The sequence below is a fragment of the Agrobacterium sp. LY4 genome, from assembly GCF_001526585.1.
Taxonomy (GTDB): domain Bacteria; phylum Pseudomonadota; class Alphaproteobacteria; order Rhizobiales; family Rhizobiaceae; genus Agrobacterium; species Agrobacterium leguminum.
This window is the reverse complement of sequence record NZ_ASYA01000023.1, coordinates 44,521-63,732: the sequence shown is the minus strand read 5'-3', so window position 1 is coordinate 63,732 and position 19,212 is coordinate 44,521. Positions and strand designations below refer to the sequence as shown.

21 protein-coding genes and 1 other RNA gene are annotated in these 19,212 nt (G+C 59.9%); 13 read left to right on the top strand and 9 right to left on the bottom strand.

What is annotated here, in order from left to right; translation table 11 throughout:
- Positions 1–255: 255 nt before the first annotated feature.
- From L904_RS18025 to ssrA, 5 genes are all read right to left on the bottom strand, one after another.
- Entirely contained in the window at positions 256–585 is a 330-nt protein-coding gene (locus L904_RS18025; RefSeq protein WP_020812052.1) for a hypothetical protein, read from the bottom strand.
- A 234-nt stretch (positions 586–819) separates the two neighbouring features.
- Complete coding sequence (locus tag L904_RS18020) at positions 820–1,029, bottom strand: ribbon-helix-helix domain-containing protein (RefSeq protein WP_003522362.1); 210 nt, start codon at positions 1,027–1,029, stop codon at positions 820–822.
- A gap of 113 nt (positions 1,030–1,142) precedes the next feature.
- Positions 1,143–1,346 carry a DUF4169 family protein gene (locus tag L904_RS18015; RefSeq protein ID WP_003522363.1) on the bottom strand — a complete coding sequence of 68 codons (204 nt, stop codon included), beginning with the start codon at positions 1,344–1,346 and terminating at the stop codon, positions 1,143–1,145.
- Positions 1,347–1,390: 44 nt separating this feature from the next.
- Positions 1,391–1,903, bottom strand: a complete 513-nt coding sequence (locus tag L904_RS18010; RefSeq protein ID WP_020812051.1) for an SspB family protein — start codon at positions 1,901–1,903, stop codon at positions 1,391–1,393.
- A gap of 229 nt (positions 1,904–2,132) precedes the next feature.
- Positions 2,133–2,507: a transfer-messenger RNA gene (ssrA, locus tag L904_RS18005) on the bottom strand.
- 142 nt (positions 2,508–2,649) lie between these two features.
- Here ssrA and L904_RS18000 point away from each other — a divergent pair.
- The 7 genes from L904_RS18000 (at position 2,650) to L904_RS17970 (ending at position 9,140) form a co-directional block, all read left to right on the top strand.
- On the top strand, positions 2,650–2,958 hold the full coding sequence (locus L904_RS18000) for a DUF2853 family protein (RefSeq protein ID WP_003522365.1): 309 nt from the start codon (positions 2,650–2,652) through the stop codon (positions 2,956–2,958).
- 99 nt (positions 2,959–3,057) lie between these two features.
- Positions 3,058–3,852, top strand: coding sequence for a thymidylate synthase (locus L904_RS17995; RefSeq protein ID WP_020812050.1), 795 nt, complete (start codon positions 3,058–3,060; stop codon positions 3,850–3,852).
- Positions 3,849–4,376, top strand: coding sequence for a dihydrofolate reductase (locus L904_RS17990; RefSeq protein ID WP_020812049.1), 528 nt, complete (start codon positions 3,849–3,851; stop codon positions 4,374–4,376). Before L904_RS17995 ends, L904_RS17990 begins: the two co-directional genes overlap by 4 nt.
- Positions 4,377–4,519: 143 nt before the next feature.
- Positions 4,520–5,638: an FtsH protease activity modulator HflK gene (gene hflK / locus L904_RS17985; RefSeq protein ID WP_003522368.1), complete on the top strand. Its 1,119-nt coding sequence runs from the start codon at positions 4,520–4,522 to the stop codon at positions 5,636–5,638.
- A gap of 1 nt (position 5,639) precedes the next feature.
- Positions 5,640–6,563, top strand: a complete 924-nt coding sequence (hflC, locus tag L904_RS17980; protein WP_020812048.1) for a protease modulator HflC — start codon at positions 5,640–5,642, stop codon at positions 6,561–6,563.
- A 192-nt stretch (positions 6,564–6,755) separates the two neighbouring features.
- Positions 6,756–8,300 (top strand): Do family serine endopeptidase, encoded by a 1,545-nt coding sequence (locus tag L904_RS17975; protein ID WP_003522370.1) that lies wholly within the window; start codon positions 6,756–6,758, stop codon positions 8,298–8,300.
- A gap of 90 nt (positions 8,301–8,390) precedes the next feature.
- A complete protein-coding gene (locus L904_RS17970) occupies positions 8,391–9,140 on the top strand; it encodes an SDR family oxidoreductase (RefSeq protein ID WP_020812047.1) in 750 nt (249 codons plus the stop codon).
- A 25-nt stretch (positions 9,141–9,165) separates the two neighbouring features.
- Here the strand turns inward: L904_RS17970 and L904_RS17965 are convergent, their stop codons facing one another.
- Positions 9,166–9,729, bottom strand: a complete 564-nt coding sequence (locus L904_RS17965) for a GNAT family N-acetyltransferase (RefSeq protein WP_020812046.1) — start codon at positions 9,727–9,729, stop codon at positions 9,166–9,168.
- A complete protein-coding gene (serB, locus tag L904_RS17960) occupies positions 9,726–10,616 on the bottom strand; it encodes a phosphoserine phosphatase SerB (RefSeq protein ID WP_020812045.1) in 891 nt (296 codons plus the stop codon). Before serB ends, L904_RS17965 begins: the two co-directional genes overlap by 4 nt.
- Here serB and miaA point away from each other — a divergent pair.
- On the top strand, positions 10,615–11,511 hold the full coding sequence (gene miaA, locus L904_RS17955) for a tRNA (adenosine(37)-N6)-dimethylallyltransferase MiaA (protein ID WP_020812044.1): 897 nt from the start codon (positions 10,615–10,617) through the stop codon (positions 11,509–11,511). The genes serB and miaA overlap by 2 nt on opposite strands.
- A gap of 9 nt (positions 11,512–11,520) precedes the next feature.
- On the opposite strand, the gene L904_RS17950 is transcribed toward miaA, so the two are convergent.
- On the bottom strand, positions 11,521–13,530 hold the full coding sequence (locus L904_RS17950; protein ID WP_020812043.1) for an ATP-binding protein: 2,010 nt from the start codon (positions 13,528–13,530) through the stop codon (positions 11,521–11,523).
- Positions 13,531–13,912: 382 nt separating this feature from the next.
- On the opposite strand from L904_RS17950, the gene L904_RS17945 reads away from it, so the two are divergent.
- The 4 genes from L904_RS17945 (at position 13,913) to L904_RS17930 (ending at position 17,434) form a co-directional block, all read left to right on the top strand.
- A complete protein-coding gene (locus tag L904_RS17945; protein ID WP_035239227.1) occupies positions 13,913–15,706 on the top strand; it encodes an acetolactate synthase 3 large subunit in 1,794 nt (597 codons plus the stop codon).
- A gap of 19 nt (positions 15,707–15,725) precedes the next feature.
- Positions 15,726–16,298 carry an acetolactate synthase small subunit gene (gene ilvN / locus L904_RS17940; protein ID WP_003522378.1) on the top strand — a complete coding sequence of 191 codons (573 nt, stop codon included), beginning with the start codon at positions 15,726–15,728 and terminating at the stop codon, positions 16,296–16,298.
- Positions 16,299–16,542: 244 nt separating this feature from the next.
- Positions 16,543–16,911, top strand: coding sequence for a helix-turn-helix transcriptional regulator (locus L904_RS17935; protein WP_031233868.1), 369 nt, complete (start codon positions 16,543–16,545; stop codon positions 16,909–16,911).
- Positions 16,904–17,434: an SRPBCC family protein gene (locus L904_RS17930; protein WP_031233869.1), complete on the top strand. Its 531-nt coding sequence runs from the start codon at positions 16,904–16,906 to the stop codon at positions 17,432–17,434. The genes L904_RS17935 and L904_RS17930 overlap by 8 nt, the downstream gene beginning before the upstream one ends.
- Positions 17,435–17,607: 173 nt before the next feature.
- Here the strand turns inward: L904_RS17930 and L904_RS17925 are convergent, their stop codons facing one another.
- Positions 17,608–18,453, bottom strand: coding sequence for an aldo/keto reductase (locus L904_RS17925; protein WP_020810221.1), 846 nt, complete (start codon positions 18,451–18,453; stop codon positions 17,608–17,610).
- Positions 18,454–18,617: 164 nt separating this feature from the next.
- Here L904_RS17925 and L904_RS17920 point away from each other — a divergent pair, with 164 nt between their 5' ends.
- Positions 18,618–19,211, top strand: a complete 594-nt coding sequence (locus L904_RS17920; RefSeq protein ID WP_020810222.1) for a LysE family translocator — start codon at positions 18,618–18,620, stop codon at positions 19,209–19,211.
- Position 19,212: the final 1 nt, after the last annotated feature.

The following is a 19,212-nucleotide window of genomic DNA, read 5'->3' as shown; positions in this document are numbered from 1 at the left end:
GTTGACGGACGGCGTGGGGCTTCCCTCCGTATATCGCGTCATGCTCCGGCTTGTTTTAAAACGTGTTTAGATTTTTGGCGCAGTTCCGAGGGCATCGAACGAAAGTGCGTTCGTCACGGGCGACTTCAAGGGCACCGGACAGCAATGGCTTGACCTAGCGATAGCGCCAAATCTCGCAAAAGGTTTGCGGCCTTACGCGGCGAGCATTTTGCGCCGCCCATCAATCGCTTTGACGGAAAAATCCCGACGAAACTGTCAAATCCAGGTTTCGCGTTCGCCGAATGGCGTGTCGGCGTCGAAATTTTTGGTGCCGATCCTGGCGCTTTCACCGGAAAGGCTCGGCTTTTCCACATTTTCGCTCGACGATGCCGATTTTTCGCCACTGTTTTCGAGAGCCTCGAGCTGAGCTTTGAGGGACGCGATTGCGCTCTTCAGCTCTTCCTGTGCTTTCGCTTCCGTGGTCTCAGCAAGCTCCGACTGCTTTTCGGCAATCTGTGCTTTCAGTTCGGAAACGCTTGAAGACGATGTGGATGAAGAAGACAGCAGGGAAACAGCGGTGCCCGTTTCCGAAACGGCAGAAACCATGGTCGCCTCGTGGCGGATGTGTGGAATGGAAGGATATGAAACAAAATCTGAAAGCAAGGCTACGCAATACGGGGATGCCTTGGAGCGCAGATTATGCCGCTAATGTTTAATGAATACTTTCACGGCGTTACGAGTTTTCGGCGGAATTTTTCGTAGTGGCTGGATGGGTAAAATCCGGCGGGCGAGATGCCCGCTCGTGGCCGGAGCGTCTTTGACAGGAAAGCTTGCGAAAGGTCAGCGGGTTTTCAGCCAGTTCAGCACATAAACCCGCAGCGACGAGGACAGATTGCTGTCGGCGGAGCGGTTGTCGTCTATTTCTGCAAGCAGGGCCGCGAAACTGATCTTGCGTCTTTCCGCAATGGTTTTCAGCTCGTCCCAGAAGGCGTCTTCGAGTGAAATGCTGGTGCGGTGGCCGTGCAACGTCGCGGAGTGCTTGCGGATCATCAGATCGGTCTCCGGTGAAACCGGTTGGAGGTCTGAATCATGTCTCCCCGGCAAGTCCCTGTTTTGCGATTCTTTTCCGATAGTCCCGAAATCCGCGACGGTCGGCCGGCCTGTCAGTCTTTGCCGGTCCCGTCATCGTTTTTTTCGAGCCGCCCCTGATCGAGCGCCTTTTCGGCCTTTTCGTTCAGGGCCGAGGTAAGATTTTTTTCGGTCTTGGTGCGGCCGAAGGACAGGCGGTTCTGCTCCGCCTGCTTTTCTTTTTCGCTACGGGCTTTCTGTTTGCGAAACTGACGCAGATTGACGATATCGGCCGCCATGGGGATATGTCTCCTCGGGTTTCGTAAGCTCGGCGTAAAAGCCGTTATTGCTTCTTGCGGAAGGCATCCAGCGAAACGACCGAGCCTTCCTTCTTTTCCTCGCCGGATTTGGGCGTCTCGGAAGCAGCAGCGGGCTTTGCCTCATGGGAAACGGGATAAGCGGTGATCTCCGCGTCTTCGATTTCTTCCTCTTCGGCCAGAGGCACGTCGAATTCGAGCTCGAAATTGACGGAAGGATCGTAGAAACCGCGAATGGCGTTATAGGGAATAACCAGCTTTTCCGGTGTATCCGAGAAGGACAGGCCGATTTCGAAGCCGGTTTCGGTTACTTTCAGGTCCCAGAACTGATGCTGGATAACGATGGTCATCTGCTCGGCATATTTCGCCTTGAGGTGCTGGGAAATCCGCACGCCCGGCGCGCCGGTCAGGAAGGTGATGAAGAAGTGGTGGTCGCCGGGCAGACGGCCGGTTGCGGCCACTTCACCCAAAACCTTACGAATAACGCCGCGAAGGGCATCCTGTGCGAGAATGTCGTAACGGATATGATCCTGCCCCATGCGGTCCTGTCTTTCCCTTATTCGAACGTCTTTTCATGCACGGCGCGGCTTGCGCGCCAAGGACGCTGTAACACTTTGAATCTTCGCGTAATCCTTGAGCCGGGATCATTTCCGATCCTGACGCTCACGCGTTGGCCAAGTATACGCAATGTCCTGAACGGCAGCAACGGAAAAGCCGATGCCGATTGCGAGTCAGCTATCATATAACCAATTCAGGCAAAATGGAGAAGGTGGAGGTTTCTGTTGCCAGGTACCTCCGAACCCCGCCTCACGGGGCTAACCGTGAGGACTTTAGAGCGGAATTCCCGCACCGCCATTAGGCAGCGAGAGCATATTCCTTAGCGTTGTTGTCGTTTGCAACTACACTTGTGACCCGATAACGGCGGTATCATGCCGAGCAAAAGTTCGATCTTTACGCCCTTGTCGATCCTATTTCGCCCCCATCAAAAGCCGGCCTTCGCTTCATGAAAGTCCGCCGGTTTTTGGTGGAGGCGCCGGGTACCGCCCCCGGGTCCAATAGGTTTATTACACCGACCGTTTATCGCCATAGCCGGGTTGCCCCGGCAAGGCTCATATAGGCGTTTCGACCGCCTGAGAAAAGGGGGGTGATGACAATTCCATGAAAAGGTTTCGTGATTGCGGTCCGCACTTTAGACAATTCTTGACGACGAGGGATTGCTGTCCCATTGTCCATGCAACCGGTCACCAGAAGCAACACCGGGCCGGGGACACACGAAGGAGTGGACATGACTGACTATCTCGCAGATGTGAAGAAATACGACGCAGCAGCCGACGAAGCCGTGGTCGGCAAGATCGTCAAGCATCTCGGCATCGCCCTGCGCAACCGGGATTCCTCGCTGGTGTCCGCTTCCGATCCGGAAGAGCTTGCACGTGTGAAGGCGAGCTGGTGCGGCAAGAAGCTCGGCGTGACCGACGGTACGGCCGATCAGGCAATCGATGCTGTCGCCAAGGCCATGGCTGCGGACCGCTCCAAATCGCGCGTGACCTTTTATTATCTGGTCGCCAAGGAACTCGGGAAACTGCAATCTCTCTGATTTTTCCTGAAAGGCGGGGATAAGCGTTTCCCCGATGATTGGTTCTGCCGCCCTGTGCTATTATATTCCCTCGATATCAGGGAATCGGCGGCAGAACGCATGAAACAATATCTCGATCTTCTCCGGCATGTGATGGAAACCGGCTCCGACCGCGGAGACCGCACCGGCACGGGTACGCGCTCGGTGTTCGGTTACCAGATGCGTTTCGACCTTTCCGAAGGCTTTCCGGTTCTCACCACCAAGAAGCTGCATCTGCGCTCCATCATTCATGAACTGCTGTGGTTCCTGAAGGGCGATACCAATATCGCCTATCTCAAGGAAAACGGCGTTTCCATCTGGGATGAGTGGGCCGACGAGAATGGCGATCTCGGTCCGGTCTATGGTGCGCAGTGGCGCTCGTGGCCCGCACCGGACGGTCGCCATGTCGATCAGATCGCGCTTTTGATCGAGAGCCTGAAAACCAATCCGAACTCCCGCCGCCACATCGTTTCGGCCTGGAACCCGGCGCTGGTGGACGAGATGGCGCTGCCGCCCTGCCATTGCCTGTTCCAGTTCTATGTTTCCGATGGAAAGCTCTCTTGCCAGCTCTATCAGCGCTCGGCCGACATTTTCCTCGGCGTGCCGTTCAACATCGCGTCCTATGCACTTCTGACGCTGATGGTGGCGCAGGTCACCGGTCTGAAGCCGGGCGATTTCGTCCATACGCTCGGCGATGCGCATATTTATGCCAATCATTTCGAGCAGGCGAAGCTGCAGATGACCCGCACGCCCAAGGCCCTGCCGACGATGCGCCTCAACCCGGATGTGAAGGACCTTTTCGCCTTTAAGTTCGAAGACTTTACGCTGGAAAACTACGAGGCCGATTCAAGCATCAAGGCGCCGATCGCGGTATGAGCGAGCCGTGTGTCACCATCATCGTCGCGGTGTCCGAAAACGGCGTCATCGGCCGCGACCTCGACATGCCGTGGAAACTCTCTACTGACCTCAAACGCTTCAAGGCGATGACGATGGGCAAGCCGCTCATCATGGGCCGAAAGACATTTTTATCCGTCGGCGAGCGTCCATTGCCGGGCCGCCCGCATATCATCGTCAGCCGCAATGCCGATTACCGGCCGCAAGGCGTGGATGTCGTCTCCTCGCTGGAGGAGGCTTTGAAGCTTGCCAGAAGCAGGGCTGCGGAACTGGGTGTGGATGAGGTTTTCGTGGCCGGCGGCGGTGAGATTTACCGTCAGGCCATGCCCTTCGCCGATCAACTTTCCGTCACCCATGTCGCGGTAAAGCTCGATGGCGACACTTTTTTTCCGGAAATCGATCCTGCCGTTTTTGAGAAAATCGAAGAAATCCCCGCTCCCGCAGGGGAAAAGGACAATTATCCGGTTCTGTTTACCACTTATGTGCGAAGAGCCGCGTCAAAGTGAACTATTTACCCTGATTGGGTATTTAGTTACCACCTCTGCGTTGAAACGGACGCTTCTCCTTCCTATAACGGGTCGATATTCCCGCCGCACGCGAGCAATCGCTTTCGAACGGAACCGGGAGAGGCTTTTATAAAGAGGTATTGATGCCCTGGAGCAATCAGAATGGCGGCGGCGGCCCTTGGGGCGGCGGCGGTGGAGGAAACAACCAGGGCGGCGGTGGCGGCCCATGGGGGCAGGGGCCTAACAGGCCTCGCGGCGGTGGCGGCGGCAATGGCGGCCCGCCCGATCTCGAAGAGATCATCCGGCGCAGCCAGGACCGTTTCAAGAATGTGCTGCCCGGCGGCTTCAACGGCGGCGCGGTTGCCATCGTGGTTCTCGTCGTGCTGGTTTTCCTCGGCATCCAGTCCATCTATACCGTCCAGCCGGACGAGCGCGGCGTGGAGCTGCGTTTCGGACGTCCGAAGGACGAAATCTCGATGCCCGGTCTGCATTTCCATCTGTGGCCGATCGAGACGGTTGAAATCGTCAAGGTTACCGAGCAGCAGCAGAATATCGGTTCGCGCGCCTCGTCGTCTTCGTCGAGCGGCGTGATGCTGACGGGCGACCAGAACATCGTCAACGTGCAGTTCTCGGTGCTCTATACGGTTTCCGATCCGAAATCCTATCTCTTCAACGTCGACAGCCCGGCCGAAACCCTGCAGCAGGTTTCCGAAAGCGCCATGCGCGAAGTCGTCGGCCGTCGTCCGGCACAGGACATTTTCCGCGATAACCGTCAGGCGATTGCGGCGGATGTGCGCACCATCATCCAGTCCACCATGGACGGTTATGGCGCCGGCATTTCCATCAATGCCGTGGCCATCGAAGATGCGGCGCCGCCGCGCGAAGTGGCCGATGCCTTCGACGAAGTGCAGCGTGCCGAACAGGACGAAGATCGCTTCGTTCAGGAAGCCAACCAGTACGCCAACCAGAAGCTCGGCGCCGCTCGCGGTCAGGCCGCGCAGATCCTCGAAGAAGCGAACGCGTACAAGTCGCGCGTCGTCAACGAGGCGCAGGGTGAGGCGCAGCGCTTCGTCTCCATCTATGACCAGTATCGCACCGCGCCGGACGTGACCCGCCAGCGCATGTTCCTGGAAACGATGGAACAGGTCCTGAAGGGTTCCAACAAGATCATCATCGACGAAAAACAGGGCGTGGTGCCTTATCTGCCTCTGAACGAGATCATGCGCAACAATCCGGGCGCAGCACAGCAGGGAGGCAACTGATATGGGTAACCGTCTTTCTGCCATTCTCGTCGGTCTCGCCGTCGTGCTTTTCCTCGGTTACTCGTCGATCTTCGTCGTCAACGAGCGCCAGCAGGCCATCGTCGTCCGCTTCGGTGAAATCCAGGATGTGAAAACCGCGCCGGGCCTCTATTTCAAGCTGCCCTTCGCCTTCATGGATGCCGACCGGGTGCAATATATCGAGAACCGGGCGCTGCGCTTCGATCACGACAATATCCGCGTTCAGGTTTCCGGCGGCAAGTTCTACGAGGTCGATGCCTTCGTGGTCTATCGCATTACGGATGCGCGCCGCTTCCGGCAGACGGTCTCGGGTGACCAGATGTCGGCGGAATCGCGCCTGCGTACCCGTCTCGACGCCTCGCTGCGCCGGGTCTACGGTCTGCGCGGCTTCGAATCGGCGCTTTCGGACGCCCGTGCATCGATGATGCAGGAAGTGCGCGACGATCTGCGTCCCGATGCGGAATCGCTCGGCATCAGCATCGTCGATGTCCGCATCCGCCGCACCGATCTGACGCAGGAAGTCTCGCAGCAGACCTTCGAGCGCATGAAGTCGGAACGTCTGGCCGAGGCCGAACTGATCCGCGCCCGCGGTAACGAAGAGGCGCAGCGCCGCCGCGCCATCGCCGACCGTCAGGTCGTCGAGCTGGAATCCGACGCTCGCCGTCAGTCCGAAGTGCTGCGCGGTGAAGGCGATGCGGAGCGCAACAAGGTGTTCGGCGAGGCTTTCCAGCGCGATCCGAACTTCTTCGAGTTCTACCGCTCCATGTCGGCCTATGCCAATGCGCTGAACGGCAATGGCACGACGCTGGTTCTGTCTCCGGACTCGACCTTCTTCCGTTATTTCAACAATATCGACGGTGCGGCCCCTGCCGCTCCGGCTGCCCCTGCGCCGGCACCGGCGAACTGATAGCGGATAAAATGATTTTGGAGGGGCCGGTTTTACCGGCCCTTTCTTTTTGGTCCGTTTTCGTGCCAATGCTGTGGCTAAGGGCAAGGCGTCCCCCGCCTGTTCACGAAAAGGTATTTTTACACTTCATCATTCCGCCTTATGCTTTGCCGATATATGCAGGGCAAGACTATTTGAAACGCGAGGACGCTTATGGCCGTGACCCTTCTTTCGCCTTTTCGCAGCAGCATCGCCGCAGTCGCGGGCATCGCGCTTGTGGCAGGTAGCCTGACGGCACCGGTTGCTGCGAGAGCGCAGAGCCATGGGCCGGAATCGGTGGCCGATCTCGCCGAGCCGCTTCTCGATGCGGTGGTGAATATTTCCACGTCGCAGAACGTCAAGACCGAGGGCAAGGGCCCTGTTCCGCCGCGTCTGCCGGAGGGCTCGCCGTTTCAGGAATTCTTCAAGGATTATTTCGACAGCCAGAAGCCCGAGGGTGGCGAGAAGGTGAGTTCGCTGGGTTCGGGTTTCGTCATCGATCCGGCCGGCTATGTGGTTACCAACAACCACGTTATCGAGGGTGCTGACGCCATCGAGGTGATTTTCCCGAACGGATCGAAGCTCAAGGCAACGCTGGTTGGCACCGATACCAAGACCGACCTTTCAGTGTTGAAGGTGGAGCCGAAAACGCCTCTGAAGGCCGTCAAGTTCGGCGATTCGCGCAGCATGCGCATCGGCGACTGGGTGATGGCCATCGGCAACCCCTTCGGGCTTGGCGGCTCGCTGACGGTGGGCGTCATTTCCGCGCGCGGGCGTAACATCAATGCCGGTCCCTATGACAATTTCATCCAGACGGATGCGGCGATCAACAAGGGCAATTCCGGCGGTCCGCTCTTCAACATGAAGGGCGAGGTTATCGGCATCAATACGGCGATCATTTCCCCGAGCGGCGGTTCGATCGGCATCGGTTTCGCAGTGCCGACGGAGCTTGCCCAGAATATCGTTCAGCAGCTCATCGAGTTCGGGGAGACGCGCCGCGGCTGGCTCGGCGTTCGTGTCCAGCCCGTCACCGACGATGTGGCGGCAAGCCTCGGCATGGACAGCGCCAAGGGTGCGCTCATCTCCGGCGTCGCCAAGGGCGGACCGGTGGAGAACGGCCCTATCCAGGCCGGCGATGTCGTGCTGAAATTCGACGGCAAGGATATTCATGAGATGCGCGACCTCTTGCGGATCGTGGCGGAAAGCCCGGTCGGCAAGGAGGTCGATGTGGTGATCCTGCGTGACGGCAGGCAAGAGACCGTCAAGGTCAAGCTCGGGCAATTGCAGGATACGACCGATGAAAAGGCCTCGGCCGAAGATCAGCAGAGCGAAGACGGCGATGGCGGTGTGGTTGCACCGGAAGATGATGGCGGCGCCGACGATCAGGCGCAGGACCAGACGCCGGAAGTGCGCGAGGCGCCGCAGAGCGTGCTCGGCATGAACCTCGTGGTGCTGAGCAATGAGTTACGCACCGAAAAGGGCATTGCCGAAAGCGTCGAAGGCGTGCTGGTGGCGAGCGTCGATCCGGGCTCGCCCGCCGAGCAGAAGGGCATGAAGGCCGGCGATATCATCGTCGAGGTTGGGCAGGACTTCATGGAAGTTCCGGGCGACGTGCTGGTGCGCGTCAACGGCCTGAAATCCGAGGGCCGCAAGAATGCGCATATGATGGTGGCCGATGCGCAGGGCAATCTGCGCGTCGTGGCGCTGCCGCTGGAATAAGGCGCTTTCCGCCCGGTCAGGCAGGAATCGGGTGGTTGTGATCCCGGCCGCTCTCTAATTCTCGGTCTCCATCGAACGGAGGCCAAGGACATGAAATTACTCGAAAACAAGGTTGCCATCATCACCGGCGCGTCATCCGGCATCGGCCGGGCGACGGCGATGCTGTTTGCCGCCGAAGGTGCGGCCATTGTCATCAATGCGCGCGGCGAAAAGGCCCTGCATGAGGTTGCCGCAGACATTCGTGAGGCCGGCGGTCGTGTCCACACGGTTGCCGGCGATGCCGGTGTTGCCGAAACCCATTCGCGGTTGGCGGATGAGGCCATAAGCGTCTTCGGTGGCCTCGACATCGCCGTCAACAATGCCGGAGCGGTGGGAGCCATGAAACCGCTGGCGGAGATTTCGCCTGCGGAATGGGATCATGCGCTCAATGTCAATCTCACCTCCGCCTTTCTGGGCGCGCGTTACCAGATTCCGCCGATGTTGATGCGGGGTGGCGGTTCCATCATCTTCACCTCGAGCTTCGTCGGCACCAGCGCCGGCATACCGGGCATGGCGGCTTATGGCGCGGCCAAGGCGGGGTTGATGGGGCTGGTGAAAGGCATTACCGCCGATTATGCCGTGAAGGGCATTCGCGCCAATGCGCTGCTGCCCGGAGGGGTCGATACACCTGCTGCGGGAGACGACGCCCAGAAGGAATGGGCCGCCGGCCTGCATGCGATGAAACGTATCGCTGAGCCGCCGGAAATTGCGCGCGCAGCGCTTTTCCTCGCGAGCCCCATGGCGAGCTTCGTCGCCGGTGCCGCTCTGTTCGCCGATGGCGGCAATGCGGCCGTGAAATGACCTTGGGAACTGGCGGGCAGGTGTCTTATCGCGCCCGCCATTCCTCCAGCGTCAGCGCATAGGTGACGTGCGGCCGTAGATGCGGATGCGTCTCTTCCGGCACGCGCGGATGGTCGAAGTCGCGGGAAGGATCGCGCTTCAGGCCGATGCGCTCCATCACCGCCGTCGAACGGTGGTTGTTGTGGACGGCGAAGGAGACGATTTCCGGCGTTTCCTTTTCATCGAAGGCCATGACGAGCAGCGACTGCGCCGCTTCCGTGACATAGCCGTGGCCCCAGAAGCGGGTGGCGAGCCGCCAGCCGATCTCCATGGTGCCGACCGGGAAGGGCGGATCGAGGTTCATGACGGGGGAGATGCCGCAGAAGCCCATGACCTCGCCGGTTTCGCGCAGTTCCATCGCATAAAAGCCATAGCCGCTGCCGCGGATCATGCCGTTGATGGTTTCCAGCACGGCGTCCGCTTCCGCATGGCTGCGGCGGAAGGGGAAAAACTCCATGACCTTTTCGTCGGCGTTGATTTCGCGGAACAGGTCACGGTCGCTCTCCTTCCACTCGCGTAGAATGAGTCGTGGCGTCTCTCGGATGATCATGGAGTGACAAAATCCGTCTTGCGGTAGCCCTGGATGTAGAGAAGCGCGGTCAGGTCGCCATGGTCGATGCGCATCTGCGCCTCGGCGGCCACGGCCGGTTTGGCGTGCAGGGCAACGCCGGCGCCAGCGAGATGCAGCATGCCGAGATCGTTGGCGCCATCGCCGACCGCCATTGCCTCTTCCGGCGAGATGCCGAGCCTTGCGGCAATATCGTTCAGCGCATCCACCTTGGCCTGTTTGCCGAGGATGGGTTCGGCAACGGTGCCGTCAAGTTCGCCATTGGCTTCGCCGAGCAGATTGGCGCGGTCCTCATCGAAACCCAGCATGGCGGCGACGCGGCCAGTGAAGACGGTGAAGCCGCCGGAAACGAGGGCGGTGTAATAGCCCTTGGCCTTCATGGTGGCGATCAGCTCCCTGCCGCCGGGGGTAAGCGTGATGCGCTTTTCGATGACATCGTCGATAACTGAGACAGGCAGACCCTTCAGCAGCGCCACACGTTCCCGCAGTGCGGGTTCGAAAGCGATCTCGCCATTCATGGCGCGGGCGGTAATAGCGGAAACTTTTTCCTTCAGCCCGACTTCGGCGGCCAGCTCGTCAATGCACTCCTGGCCGATCATGGTCGAATCCATATCGGCGATCAGCAGTTTCTTGCGGCGCTGATCCTGCTCCTGGATGACGATATCGACTGGCTGGCCGGCAAGCGTGGCTGCAATAGCACTGCGAGCCTGTTCGGCTGCGGTGCCGGAAGGCAGGGCGATATCGCAGGCGATGCCATCGGCCAGCCAATAAAGGCCCGATGCGTTGACGGCCTTTGCGGCCGCCTCGCCGAGGGCCGGTGTCAGAACAGGATTTGACGGATTGGCGATAAGCGTGGCAACGAGAGCCATGATGAAAAACCTTGATGAGAATTTTGATGCGATCCTGATAACCGGCCCGACGGCAAGCGGCAAGTCCGCGCTTGCGCTTCGTCTGGCGCGGGAGCGGGACGGCGTCGTCATCAATGCCGACAGCATGCAGGTTTACGACACGCTGCGGGTGCTGACCGCGCGGCCGTCCGAAGACGAAATGGAGGGCGTGCCGCATCTTCTCTACGGCCATGTGCCGGCGAGCAGCCTCTACTCAACCGGCGAATGGCTGCGGGAGATTTCCGCCCTGCTTGCGGATTTGCGCGGGCAGGGGCGTTTTCCCGTCATCGTCGGCGGTACGGGACTTTATTTCAAGGCGCTGACGGGTGGGCTTTCCGACATGCCCGCCATTCCGGATGACATCCGCGATGGGCTGCGTGCCCGGCTGATCGGGGAGGGAGCGGCTGCGCTCCATGCCGAACTCAAACGGCACGATCCGGCCATGGCGGATATGCTGCAGCCGGGAGATGGCCAGCGTATCGTCCGGGCGCTGGAGGTGCTCAAGGCGACCGGAAAGTCGATCCGGGATTTTCAGCGCGCCAGCGGCCCGATGATCGTCGATCCCGACCGGGCGCAAAAATTCGTCGTCCTGCCGGAAAGGCCGGTGCTGCATGACCGCATCAACCGGCGTTTCGAGATGATGATGGATAGCGGGGCGGTGGAGGAGGTGCAGGCGCTTCTCGCGCTCAACCTCGCATCCGATGCCACCGCAATGAAGGCGATCGGCGTTGCCCAGATTGCCGATATGCTGGCCGGGCGCATCGGCGAGGCGGAGGTGATCGAAAAATCGGCGGCCGCGACCCGTCAATATGCCAAACGGCAGATGACCTGGTTCCGCAACCAGATGGGGGACGACTGGACACGTATCCAGCCGTGAGAGCGCCCATCAGTCTTTCCGGTAGAGACTGCCGAGCGGCTTCTTCAGCAGGCTTTCGCGGAGCGAGGGACGTGCATCGCCGGGCGGCGGGCCATTCTGTGCCTGCATCTGGAAACTCGCCTTGCGCAACTCGTTGACGGCGCCGGAGGCGGCATCGGGTGCCGCCGGATTTGGCGATGCGGAGAGCGTGCGGCCGGGCAGCATGTCCGGGCGGTAGGGCTCGTATCCCTCCGGTGCGGCCGTCCCCAGTTCCCGCTTCCAGCGGTCGATGTCGTCCGTCTCCCGTGGTGCGGCTGCCGGCTCCGGCAGATCGGAAAAGGCTGCTTCGACGCTTTGCTGGAAGCCGGTGATAACAGGCTTGGCCGTGGCGCGCATGCGGGTGACGATGTTGTTCAGATCGACCGTGTCAGGGGTTTCATGGTTCGTATGGCTGATGGTGCCGCTTGCTTTCGGCAATTTGGCCGTGGCCACGCGGTCGAAACGCATGCGCATCGGCACATTGACGGCCTCGCCGAAGGCGATGGCCTCGCCATTGCCGATGGAAGACAGAAAGCTGGTGGTCGAGGTCGATGCGTTCGGTACGGCGGAGAGAATGATCTTCTGGTCGATCTCGTTCGACAGCCGCATGGCGAAAACGGTCGAGCATTGCGACAGGATGGTCTGGTCCAGTTCGCTTGGCCGCTGGCTGATGACGCCGAGCGAAATGCCGTATTTGCGGCCTTCCTTGGCGATCTGGGCAATGGATTGCCGGGTGGGGAAAAAGCCGCGCTCTGGATCGGCGGGCACATAACGATGCGCTTCCTCGCAGACGACAAGCATATGCAGCGAGCCGCGCGCCAGCACCGCCAGTTCGAAGGACATGCGGCAGAGGACGGAGACCACCGAATTTACCACTTCGGAGGGGATGCCGGAGAGCTGGAACACTGAAATCGGTTTGCCTTCCCCGGGAATGCGGAAAATATGCGCGACCGTCTCCAGAATGGTGTCGCTGATCGTATTGCTGGAGAACATGAAATTATAGCGCGTGTCGTTGATGGCCGAGAGAATGCGGCCTTTCAGCGAACGCAGCGCGGGTTTTTCGCCACGCCCTTCCAGCCGGCCGATACGCTCGTCGATGAGGGCGAGAAGATCGGCCATGCGATAGGGCACCGGCGTGTCCGGCGTGATCGCGCTCTTGTCGGAGGTGCGGCGCACGGCGGAACCCTCGGTGCCGCGAAATGCCTTTTTCGCTTCCGGAACGAGGTCGCGAAGGACATCCATTTCTTCCGGCACCGGTTTGCGGCCGCGGAAAATCACTTCCGCAAATTCCTCAAGGCGCATCAGCCAGAAGGGAAGATCCAGCGTATCGGTGTCGATGACGACCGAATGATCGGGAAAGGCGGCCGCGAATTCATTATGCGGATCGAGAATGAGGACACGCAGCTTCGGGTCGGTCTCGATCGCCTTGTTCAGAAGCAGCGAGACGGCGGTGGTCTTGCCCACGCCCGTCGAGCCGACGACGGCGAAATGTTTGGCGAGCATCTGGGGAATGCTGATGGTGGCGTTGATCGTGTCGTCCTGCGTCAGCCTGCCGATCGTGCAGGCGTCGCGCTTGCCGCTGTCGTAAATCTTGGCAAGATCGCTGGTGCGGATGCGATGCGCCACTGCACCGAGATAGGGGTAACGGGAAATGCCGGTGGAAAAGCGCTCGCTGCCATCCTCGGTGCGATAGACTTCGCCCACCAGTTCAACGTCGATCAGCAGCCTGTTCGGCCTGTCCGCCGCCCAGTAGTCCTCGCCGGTTCGCATGGAAAAAACCAGCGCCGCCACACGGCTCGTACCCATTTCGATGGAGATCAGGCGTCCGACGGACCAGAGCTGCGAGACATCGGTGGTGCCGGGTTCCGTTTCGGCGGCGATGGTGGCATGCGCACCGTTACAGGCGATGACGCGGCCCAGCATGCGGTTCGCCGGCTGCTGGCCGGATCGCCGTTCGTTTTCGTCCATGCGGGACGCATTATGAAACGTGTCGTTACTCACATTTTTTCCCGGTACATGCGGATGATCGCGGTGGTTCGGGCAGTATCTGCGTTCTCGATATTAAAAGATTATGCTTAACAACATGTGTACCGGCTGCGTTCGAAAATTTCGCGCAAGCAGCCTTTCGGGTAATAAAAGAAGGCGGCGGCGATTTTTTCCTGCAATATGCGTTGACGGCTGGCGCTTTTGTGGCTAACACTCCGGCCCATGAAAAATCTTAACGTACTTATCGTGGTGGGACGGCGCATGGGCAGGATGGTGTAACCATCCGGCGAAAGCACCCATGCGCTGAACGAGGCTCCTCTAGGGGCCTTTTTTTATGTCTTCAAACAGGCCCTCGGGCTCCTCGATATCCAAAGCCAAAGCGGGATGGAAACAGGCAATGACGGATAAGGACAATACGGAAAACAGCAATCGCATGACAGGTGCGGAGATCGTTCTGCAGGCGCTGAAGGACAATGGCGTCGAGCACATCTTCGGTTATCCTGGCGGTGCCGTGCTTCCGATCTATGACGAGATTTTCCAGCAGGAAGACATCCAGCATATCCTCGTGCGCCACGAGCAGGGCGCTGGCCATGCCGCCGAAGGTTATGCCCGTTCCACCGGCAAGGTCGGCGTCATGCTCGTCACCTCCGGCCCCGGCGCGACGAATGCGGTCACCCCGCTGCAGGATGCGCTGATGGATTCCATTCCGCTCGTCTGCCTGTCCGGCCAGGTTCCCACCACGCTCATCGGTTCCGATGCGTTCCAGGAATGCGATACCGTCGGTATCACGCGCCCCTGCACCAAGCACAACTGGCTGGTCAAGGACGTCAACGAGCTGGCGGGCATCATCCATGAAGCCTTCCGTATCGCGCAGACGGGTCGTCCCGGTCCTGTCGTCGTCGATATTCCGAAGGACATCCAGTTCGCCACCGGCACCTACACGCCGCCCTCCGCCGCCACCCAGCACGAGAGCTACAAGCCGAAGGTTCAGGGCGATCTCAACGCCATTCATGCCGCCATCGACCTAATGTCGAAGGCGAAGAAGCCGGTTTTCTATACCGGCGGCGGCGTCATCAATTCCGGTCCGGAGGCGACCCGGCTGCTGCGCGAACTGGTCGAGCTGACCGGCTTCCCGATCACCTCGACGCTGATGGGTCTCGGCGCCTATCCGGCTTCCGGCAAGAACTGGCTCGGCATGCTGGGCATGCACGGTTCCTACGAAGCCAATATGACGATGCACGATTGCGACGTTCTGGTCTGCGTCGGCGCGCGTTTCGACGACCGAATTACCGGCCGCATCAATGCGTTTTCGCCGAATTCCAAGAAGATCCATATCGATATCGACCCGTCCTCGATCAACAAGACGGTTCGCGTCGACGTGCCGATCATCGGCGATGTCAGCCATGTTCTGGAAGATATGGTTCGCCTGTGGCGCGCTCTGCCGAAGAAGGTTGAGAAGGCGCAGACGGCCGACTGGTGGGCGCAGATCGAGCGCTGGCGCGCCCGCAATTCCTTCGCCTACAAGAATTCCAACGATGTCATCATGCCGCAATATGCCTTGCAGCGGCTTTATGAGGCGTCGAAGGGTCGCGACACTTACATTACCACTGAAGTCGGCCAGCATCAGATGTGGGCGGCGCAGTTCTTCGGTTTCGAGGAGCCGAACCACTGGATGACCTCGGGCGGTCTCGGCACCATGGGCTACGGCCTGCCGGCGGCCATCGGCGTTCAGGTCGCGCATCCGGACGCGCTGGTCATCGACATTGCCGGTGACGCCTCGATCCAGATGTGCATTCAGGAAATGTCCTGCGCCATCCAGTACGGTCTGCCGGTGAAGATCTTCATCCTCAACAACCAGTATATGGGCATGGTGCGCCAATGGCAGCAGCTGCTGCATGGCAACCGCCTGTCCAACTCCTATACGGAAGCCATGCCCGATTTCGTCAAGCTGGCGGAAGCCTATGGCGCGGTCGGCATGTATTGCGACGATCCGAAGGAGCTGGACGACAAGATCGCAGAAATGATCGCGGTCAAGAAGCCGGTCATTTTCGATTGCCGCGTCGCCAATCTTGCCAATTGCTTCCCGATGATCCCGTCTGGTAAAGCCCATAACGAGATGCTGTTGCCGGATGAGGCGACGGATGAAGCGGTTGCCAACGCCATTGACGCCAAGGGCCGTCAGCTAGTCTGAGCCGGGAGAGGAAAAGGACATGAACGCACACCTACAACCCACCGGCTCCGCCTATTTCATCCAGAAAGAAACGGCTGCCGTCGAAAATCACACGCTGTCGGTTCTCGTCAGCAACGAGCCGGGCGTCCTCGCCCGGGTCATCGGCCTGTTCTCCGGCCGCGGCTACAACATCGAAAGCCTGACCGTTTCGGAAACGGAACATGAGGCGCATCTGTCACGCATCACCATCGTCACGCGCGGCACGCCCATCGTGCTGGAGCAGATCAAGGCGCAGCTGGAACGCATCGTGCCGGTGCACCGGGTTCTCGATCTCACCGTTCGCGCCCGCGAACTGGGGCAGGAGCGGCCTATCGAGCGCGAAGTGGCGCTGATCAAGGTCGCCGGTTCCGGCGAGGACCGTGCCGAGACGCTGCGCCTTGCCGATGCGTTTCAGGCCAAGGTGGTGGATGCGACGGTGGAGCATTTCATCTTCGAGATCACCGGTAAGTCGTCGAAGATCGACCAGTTCGTGGCGATCATCAAGCCGCTCGGCCTGATCGAGATTTGCCGCACCGGTATCGCGGCGATGAATCGCGGCCCGCAGGGGATGTGAGCGACGCAAGCTTGCGACAGGCTTCTCGCTAAACCGACGTCATCCTCGGGCTCGACCCGAGGATCCATACCTTTAACGGCTGTGGATCCTCGCCTCAAGGGCGAGGATGACGGATGAGAGGTATTTAACCTTTGTCAGCAGTCTGACCCGCGGTTCGCCGCGGGTTTTTTTATGGAATTCGCTTCGCGGATTGATATTCAACCATATGGTTGACTTTCTGGGGCGGCAGTCTATATTCAACAACATGGTTGAATTATCCGCTTCACATCTCGATACCGTCTTTCATGCCCTTGGCGACGCTACGCGGCGCACGATGCTACGCGATCTTTCCCTTGGTGAGCGAACGGTGAGCCAGTTGGCCCGGCCGTTCGACATATCGCTCGCTGCCGCCTCGAAACATATCAAGGCGCTGGAAAATGCGGGGCTTATCCGCCGCGAGGTGAGGGGGCGCATCCATGTCTGTCGCCTTGCGCCGGAACCCTTGGCAGAGGCGCATGAATGGCTCGATTTCTACCGACAGTTCTGGGGCAGCCGCCTCGATATTCTTGAGCAGATGCTCAGGGAGGATGATCAGGGAAAAATCCCTGCAGATGGAGGAAATGACAATGGCTGATATTGCAATGCCTGACGCCTATGGCCGTCTTGTCGAACCGACAACCCTGAAGATCGAACGGCTGCTGCCGGGGCCGATCGAGCGGGTATGGGCCTATCTGACACAAAGCGAGCTTCGCCGTCGCTGGCTGGCTTCCGGCGAAATGCGGCTTGCGCCCGATGCGCCGTTCGAACTCGTCTGGCGTAACGATGAGCTTTCCGATCCGCCGGGCCGTCGCCCGGAAGGCTTTTCCGAAGAGCACAGAATGGCGTCCCGCATCATCACCGTCGTTCCGCCACACCGCCTTGTCTTCAGTTGGGGCGAGGGCGCGGAGGTGTCCATCGAGCTTCAGGCTCTGGGCAAGGACGTGCTTCTGACGCTGATCCATCGCCGGCTTGCGGATCGCACGACCAAGCTCAATGTCAGCGCCGGCTGGCACGTGCACCTCGATATTCTCGCTGCCCGACTTCAGGAAGAGGAGCCGGGACCCTTCTGGGATACCTGGCTGGGGCTGAAAGAGGAATATGAGCACCGCATACCGTAATGAAGCGCGGTGCGTTCTCATGATTTGACGGCGCGGCTTGTCGCGCCGTTTCTTCCGGTCCGGGACTGATGACGCATCCCTGAACAATGGGCCTGCTTTTCGGCGTGGCGTTCACATTCCGATTCAACCGCTTGAGCGATTGATTCTGAAGTGTTTCGTAACCCTCTGTTACCTCACAGCATTTCCAGCGAGGTCTTGCGCGTTGGCGGCGGGAAGACGGCGTCGAGAGCGGCCCAGTCTTCCTCGGTTATTTCAAGATCGGTCGCGCCGCGATTTTCCTCGACACGGGAAACGCTGGCGGATTTCGGGATGGCGATGACGCTGTCCCTTTCCAGAAGAAAGGCGAGCGCCAGTTGCGCCGGTGTCGCCTGATAGGCCTTGGCGATGCGGATGAGTTCGTGGTTCTTCAAGATGCGGCCCTGCTCGATGGGGGAATAGGCCATCAGCGGCACGCCGCGCTCCTGGCACCAGGGCAGCAGCGAAAACTCCGGCCCACGCCGGGACAGATTGTAGAGCACCTGATTGGCGGCGCAGTTCTTGCCGCCGGGAACCGCGAAAAGCTCCTCCATGTCGTCGGTGTCGAAATTGGAGACGCCCCAGTCGCCGATCTTGCCGTCGCTCTTCAGCCTTTCGAAAGCCGCCACGGTTTCCGCAAGCGAATGCTCGCCGCGCCAGTGCAGCAGATAGAGGTCGATATGGTCGGTGCCGAGCCTTGCAAGGCTGCGCTCGCAGGCCTCCGCCGTGCCTCTTTCGCTGGCGTTCCAGGGATAGACCTTGCTGACCAGAAACACGTCCTGTCGACGGCCGGCGATGGCCGTGCCGACCACCTCTTCCGATCTGCCGTCCGCATACATTTCCGCGGTGTCGATCAGCGTCATGCCGAGATCGATCGCCTTGCGGATGCTTTCGACCTCCTGCGGCGCGGATGATCTCGTCTCCCCCATGTTCCAGGTGCCGAGGCCAAGGGCGGGAACCTCTTTTCCGGAGGGCAGGGTGACGGAAGGAATATCGTCATACATGGGTTCGCTCCAGCGGTTGGTGATCGGACAATAGAACTTTGTTCCGACTTCTCAAAGCCGGCATGGAGAGGATCGATCCATCAAAAAAATTGACCTCGGCCATCGATCCGGCGGGGTGGCCTGATGTTGGCCCGACGGATAGGATTTCGGCTCAAGGAGAAATCATGACTGTCGAAACTCTTGTCGCGCTGGTGCTGTTTGCCTTCACCACATCCATCACGCCCGGCCCGAACAATATGATGCTTTTTGCCTCCGGCGTGAATTTCGGATTCCGCCGCACCATCCCGCATATGCTGGGCATCGGGGCGGGGTTCCTGTCGCTGCTGATCGGGGTCGGCTTAGGTCTCGGCGCGTTGCTGCATTCGGTGCCCCTGCTTTACACCGGGCTGAAATTCGCAGGCGGGCTTTATCTCGTCTGGATTGCGTGGAAGATCGGCACCTCCCGCAGCCTGAGCGAGGGTTCGGCCGCAGCGGAGCCGATGAGTTTCCTTGCCGCGGCCGCCTTTCAGTGGGTCAATCCCAAGGCGTGGGTGATGGCGGTGACGGCAATGGCGACCTATACGGATGAGCGGCAATATTTCCTCACCGTGCTTCTCGTCGGTGTGGCCTTCGCCGCGGTCAATCTTCCCAGCGTTTCCACCTGGGCCGGTTTCGGCTCGGCATTGCGGGAATGGCTGGCTGTGCCGGTCCGGCTCAAATGGTTCAATATCACCATGGCCGTGCTTCTCGTCATCAGCCTCTGGCCGATGCTGAAATAAC

What these genes read in the sequence shown, in the direction of transcription:
- L904_RS18025 (WP_020812052.1), bottom strand. Translation starts at nt 585, where the DNA reads ATGGTTTCTGCCGTTTCGGAAACGGGCACCGCTGTTTCCCTGCTGTCT.
- L904_RS18020 (WP_003522362.1), bottom strand. Translation starts at nt 1,029, where the DNA reads ATGATCCGCAAGCACTCCGCGACGTTGCACGGCCACCGCACCAGCATT.
- L904_RS18015 (WP_003522363.1), bottom strand. Translation starts at nt 1,346, where the DNA reads ATGGCGGCCGATATCGTCAATCTGCGTCAGTTTCGCAAACAGAAAGCC.
- L904_RS18010 (WP_020812051.1), bottom strand. Translation starts at nt 1,903, where the DNA reads ATGGGGCAGGATCATATCCGTTACGACATTCTCGCACAGGATGCCCTT.
- L904_RS18000 (WP_003522365.1), top strand. Translation starts at nt 2,650, where the DNA reads ATGACTGACTATCTCGCAGATGTGAAGAAATACGACGCAGCAGCCGAC.
- L904_RS17995 (WP_020812050.1), top strand. Translation starts at nt 3,058, where the DNA reads ATGAAACAATATCTCGATCTTCTCCGGCATGTGATGGAAACCGGCTCC.
- L904_RS17990 (WP_020812049.1), top strand. Translation starts at nt 3,849, where the DNA reads ATGAGCGAGCCGTGTGTCACCATCATCGTCGCGGTGTCCGAAAACGGC.
- hflK (WP_003522368.1), top strand. Translation starts at nt 4,520, where the DNA reads ATGCCCTGGAGCAATCAGAATGGCGGCGGCGGCCCTTGGGGCGGCGGC.
- hflC (WP_020812048.1), top strand. Translation starts at nt 5,640, where the DNA reads ATGGGTAACCGTCTTTCTGCCATTCTCGTCGGTCTCGCCGTCGTGCTT.
- L904_RS17975 (WP_003522370.1), top strand. Translation starts at nt 6,756, where the DNA reads ATGGCCGTGACCCTTCTTTCGCCTTTTCGCAGCAGCATCGCCGCAGTC.
- L904_RS17970 (WP_020812047.1), top strand. Translation starts at nt 8,391, where the DNA reads ATGAAATTACTCGAAAACAAGGTTGCCATCATCACCGGCGCGTCATCC.
- L904_RS17965 (WP_020812046.1), bottom strand. Translation starts at nt 9,729, where the DNA reads ATGATCATCCGAGAGACGCCACGACTCATTCTACGCGAGTGGAAGGAG.
- miaA (WP_020812044.1), top strand. Translation starts at nt 10,615, where the DNA reads ATGATGAAAAACCTTGATGAGAATTTTGATGCGATCCTGATAACCGGC.
- serB (WP_020812045.1), bottom strand. Translation starts at nt 10,616, where the DNA reads ATGGCTCTCGTTGCCACGCTTATCGCCAATCCGTCAAATCCTGTTCTG.
- L904_RS17945 (WP_035239227.1), top strand. Translation starts at nt 13,913, where the DNA reads ATGACGGATAAGGACAATACGGAAAACAGCAATCGCATGACAGGTGCG.
- ilvN (WP_003522378.1), top strand. Translation starts at nt 15,726, where the DNA reads ATGAACGCACACCTACAACCCACCGGCTCCGCCTATTTCATCCAGAAA.
- L904_RS17935 (WP_031233868.1), top strand. Translation starts at nt 16,543, where the DNA reads ATGGTTGAATTATCCGCTTCACATCTCGATACCGTCTTTCATGCCCTT.
- L904_RS17930 (WP_031233869.1), top strand. Translation starts at nt 16,904, where the DNA reads ATGGCTGATATTGCAATGCCTGACGCCTATGGCCGTCTTGTCGAACCG.
- L904_RS17925 (WP_020810221.1), bottom strand. Translation starts at nt 18,453, where the DNA reads ATGTATGACGATATTCCTTCCGTCACCCTGCCCTCCGGAAAAGAGGTT.
- L904_RS17920 (WP_020810222.1), top strand. Translation starts at nt 18,618, where the DNA reads ATGACTGTCGAAACTCTTGTCGCGCTGGTGCTGTTTGCCTTCACCACA.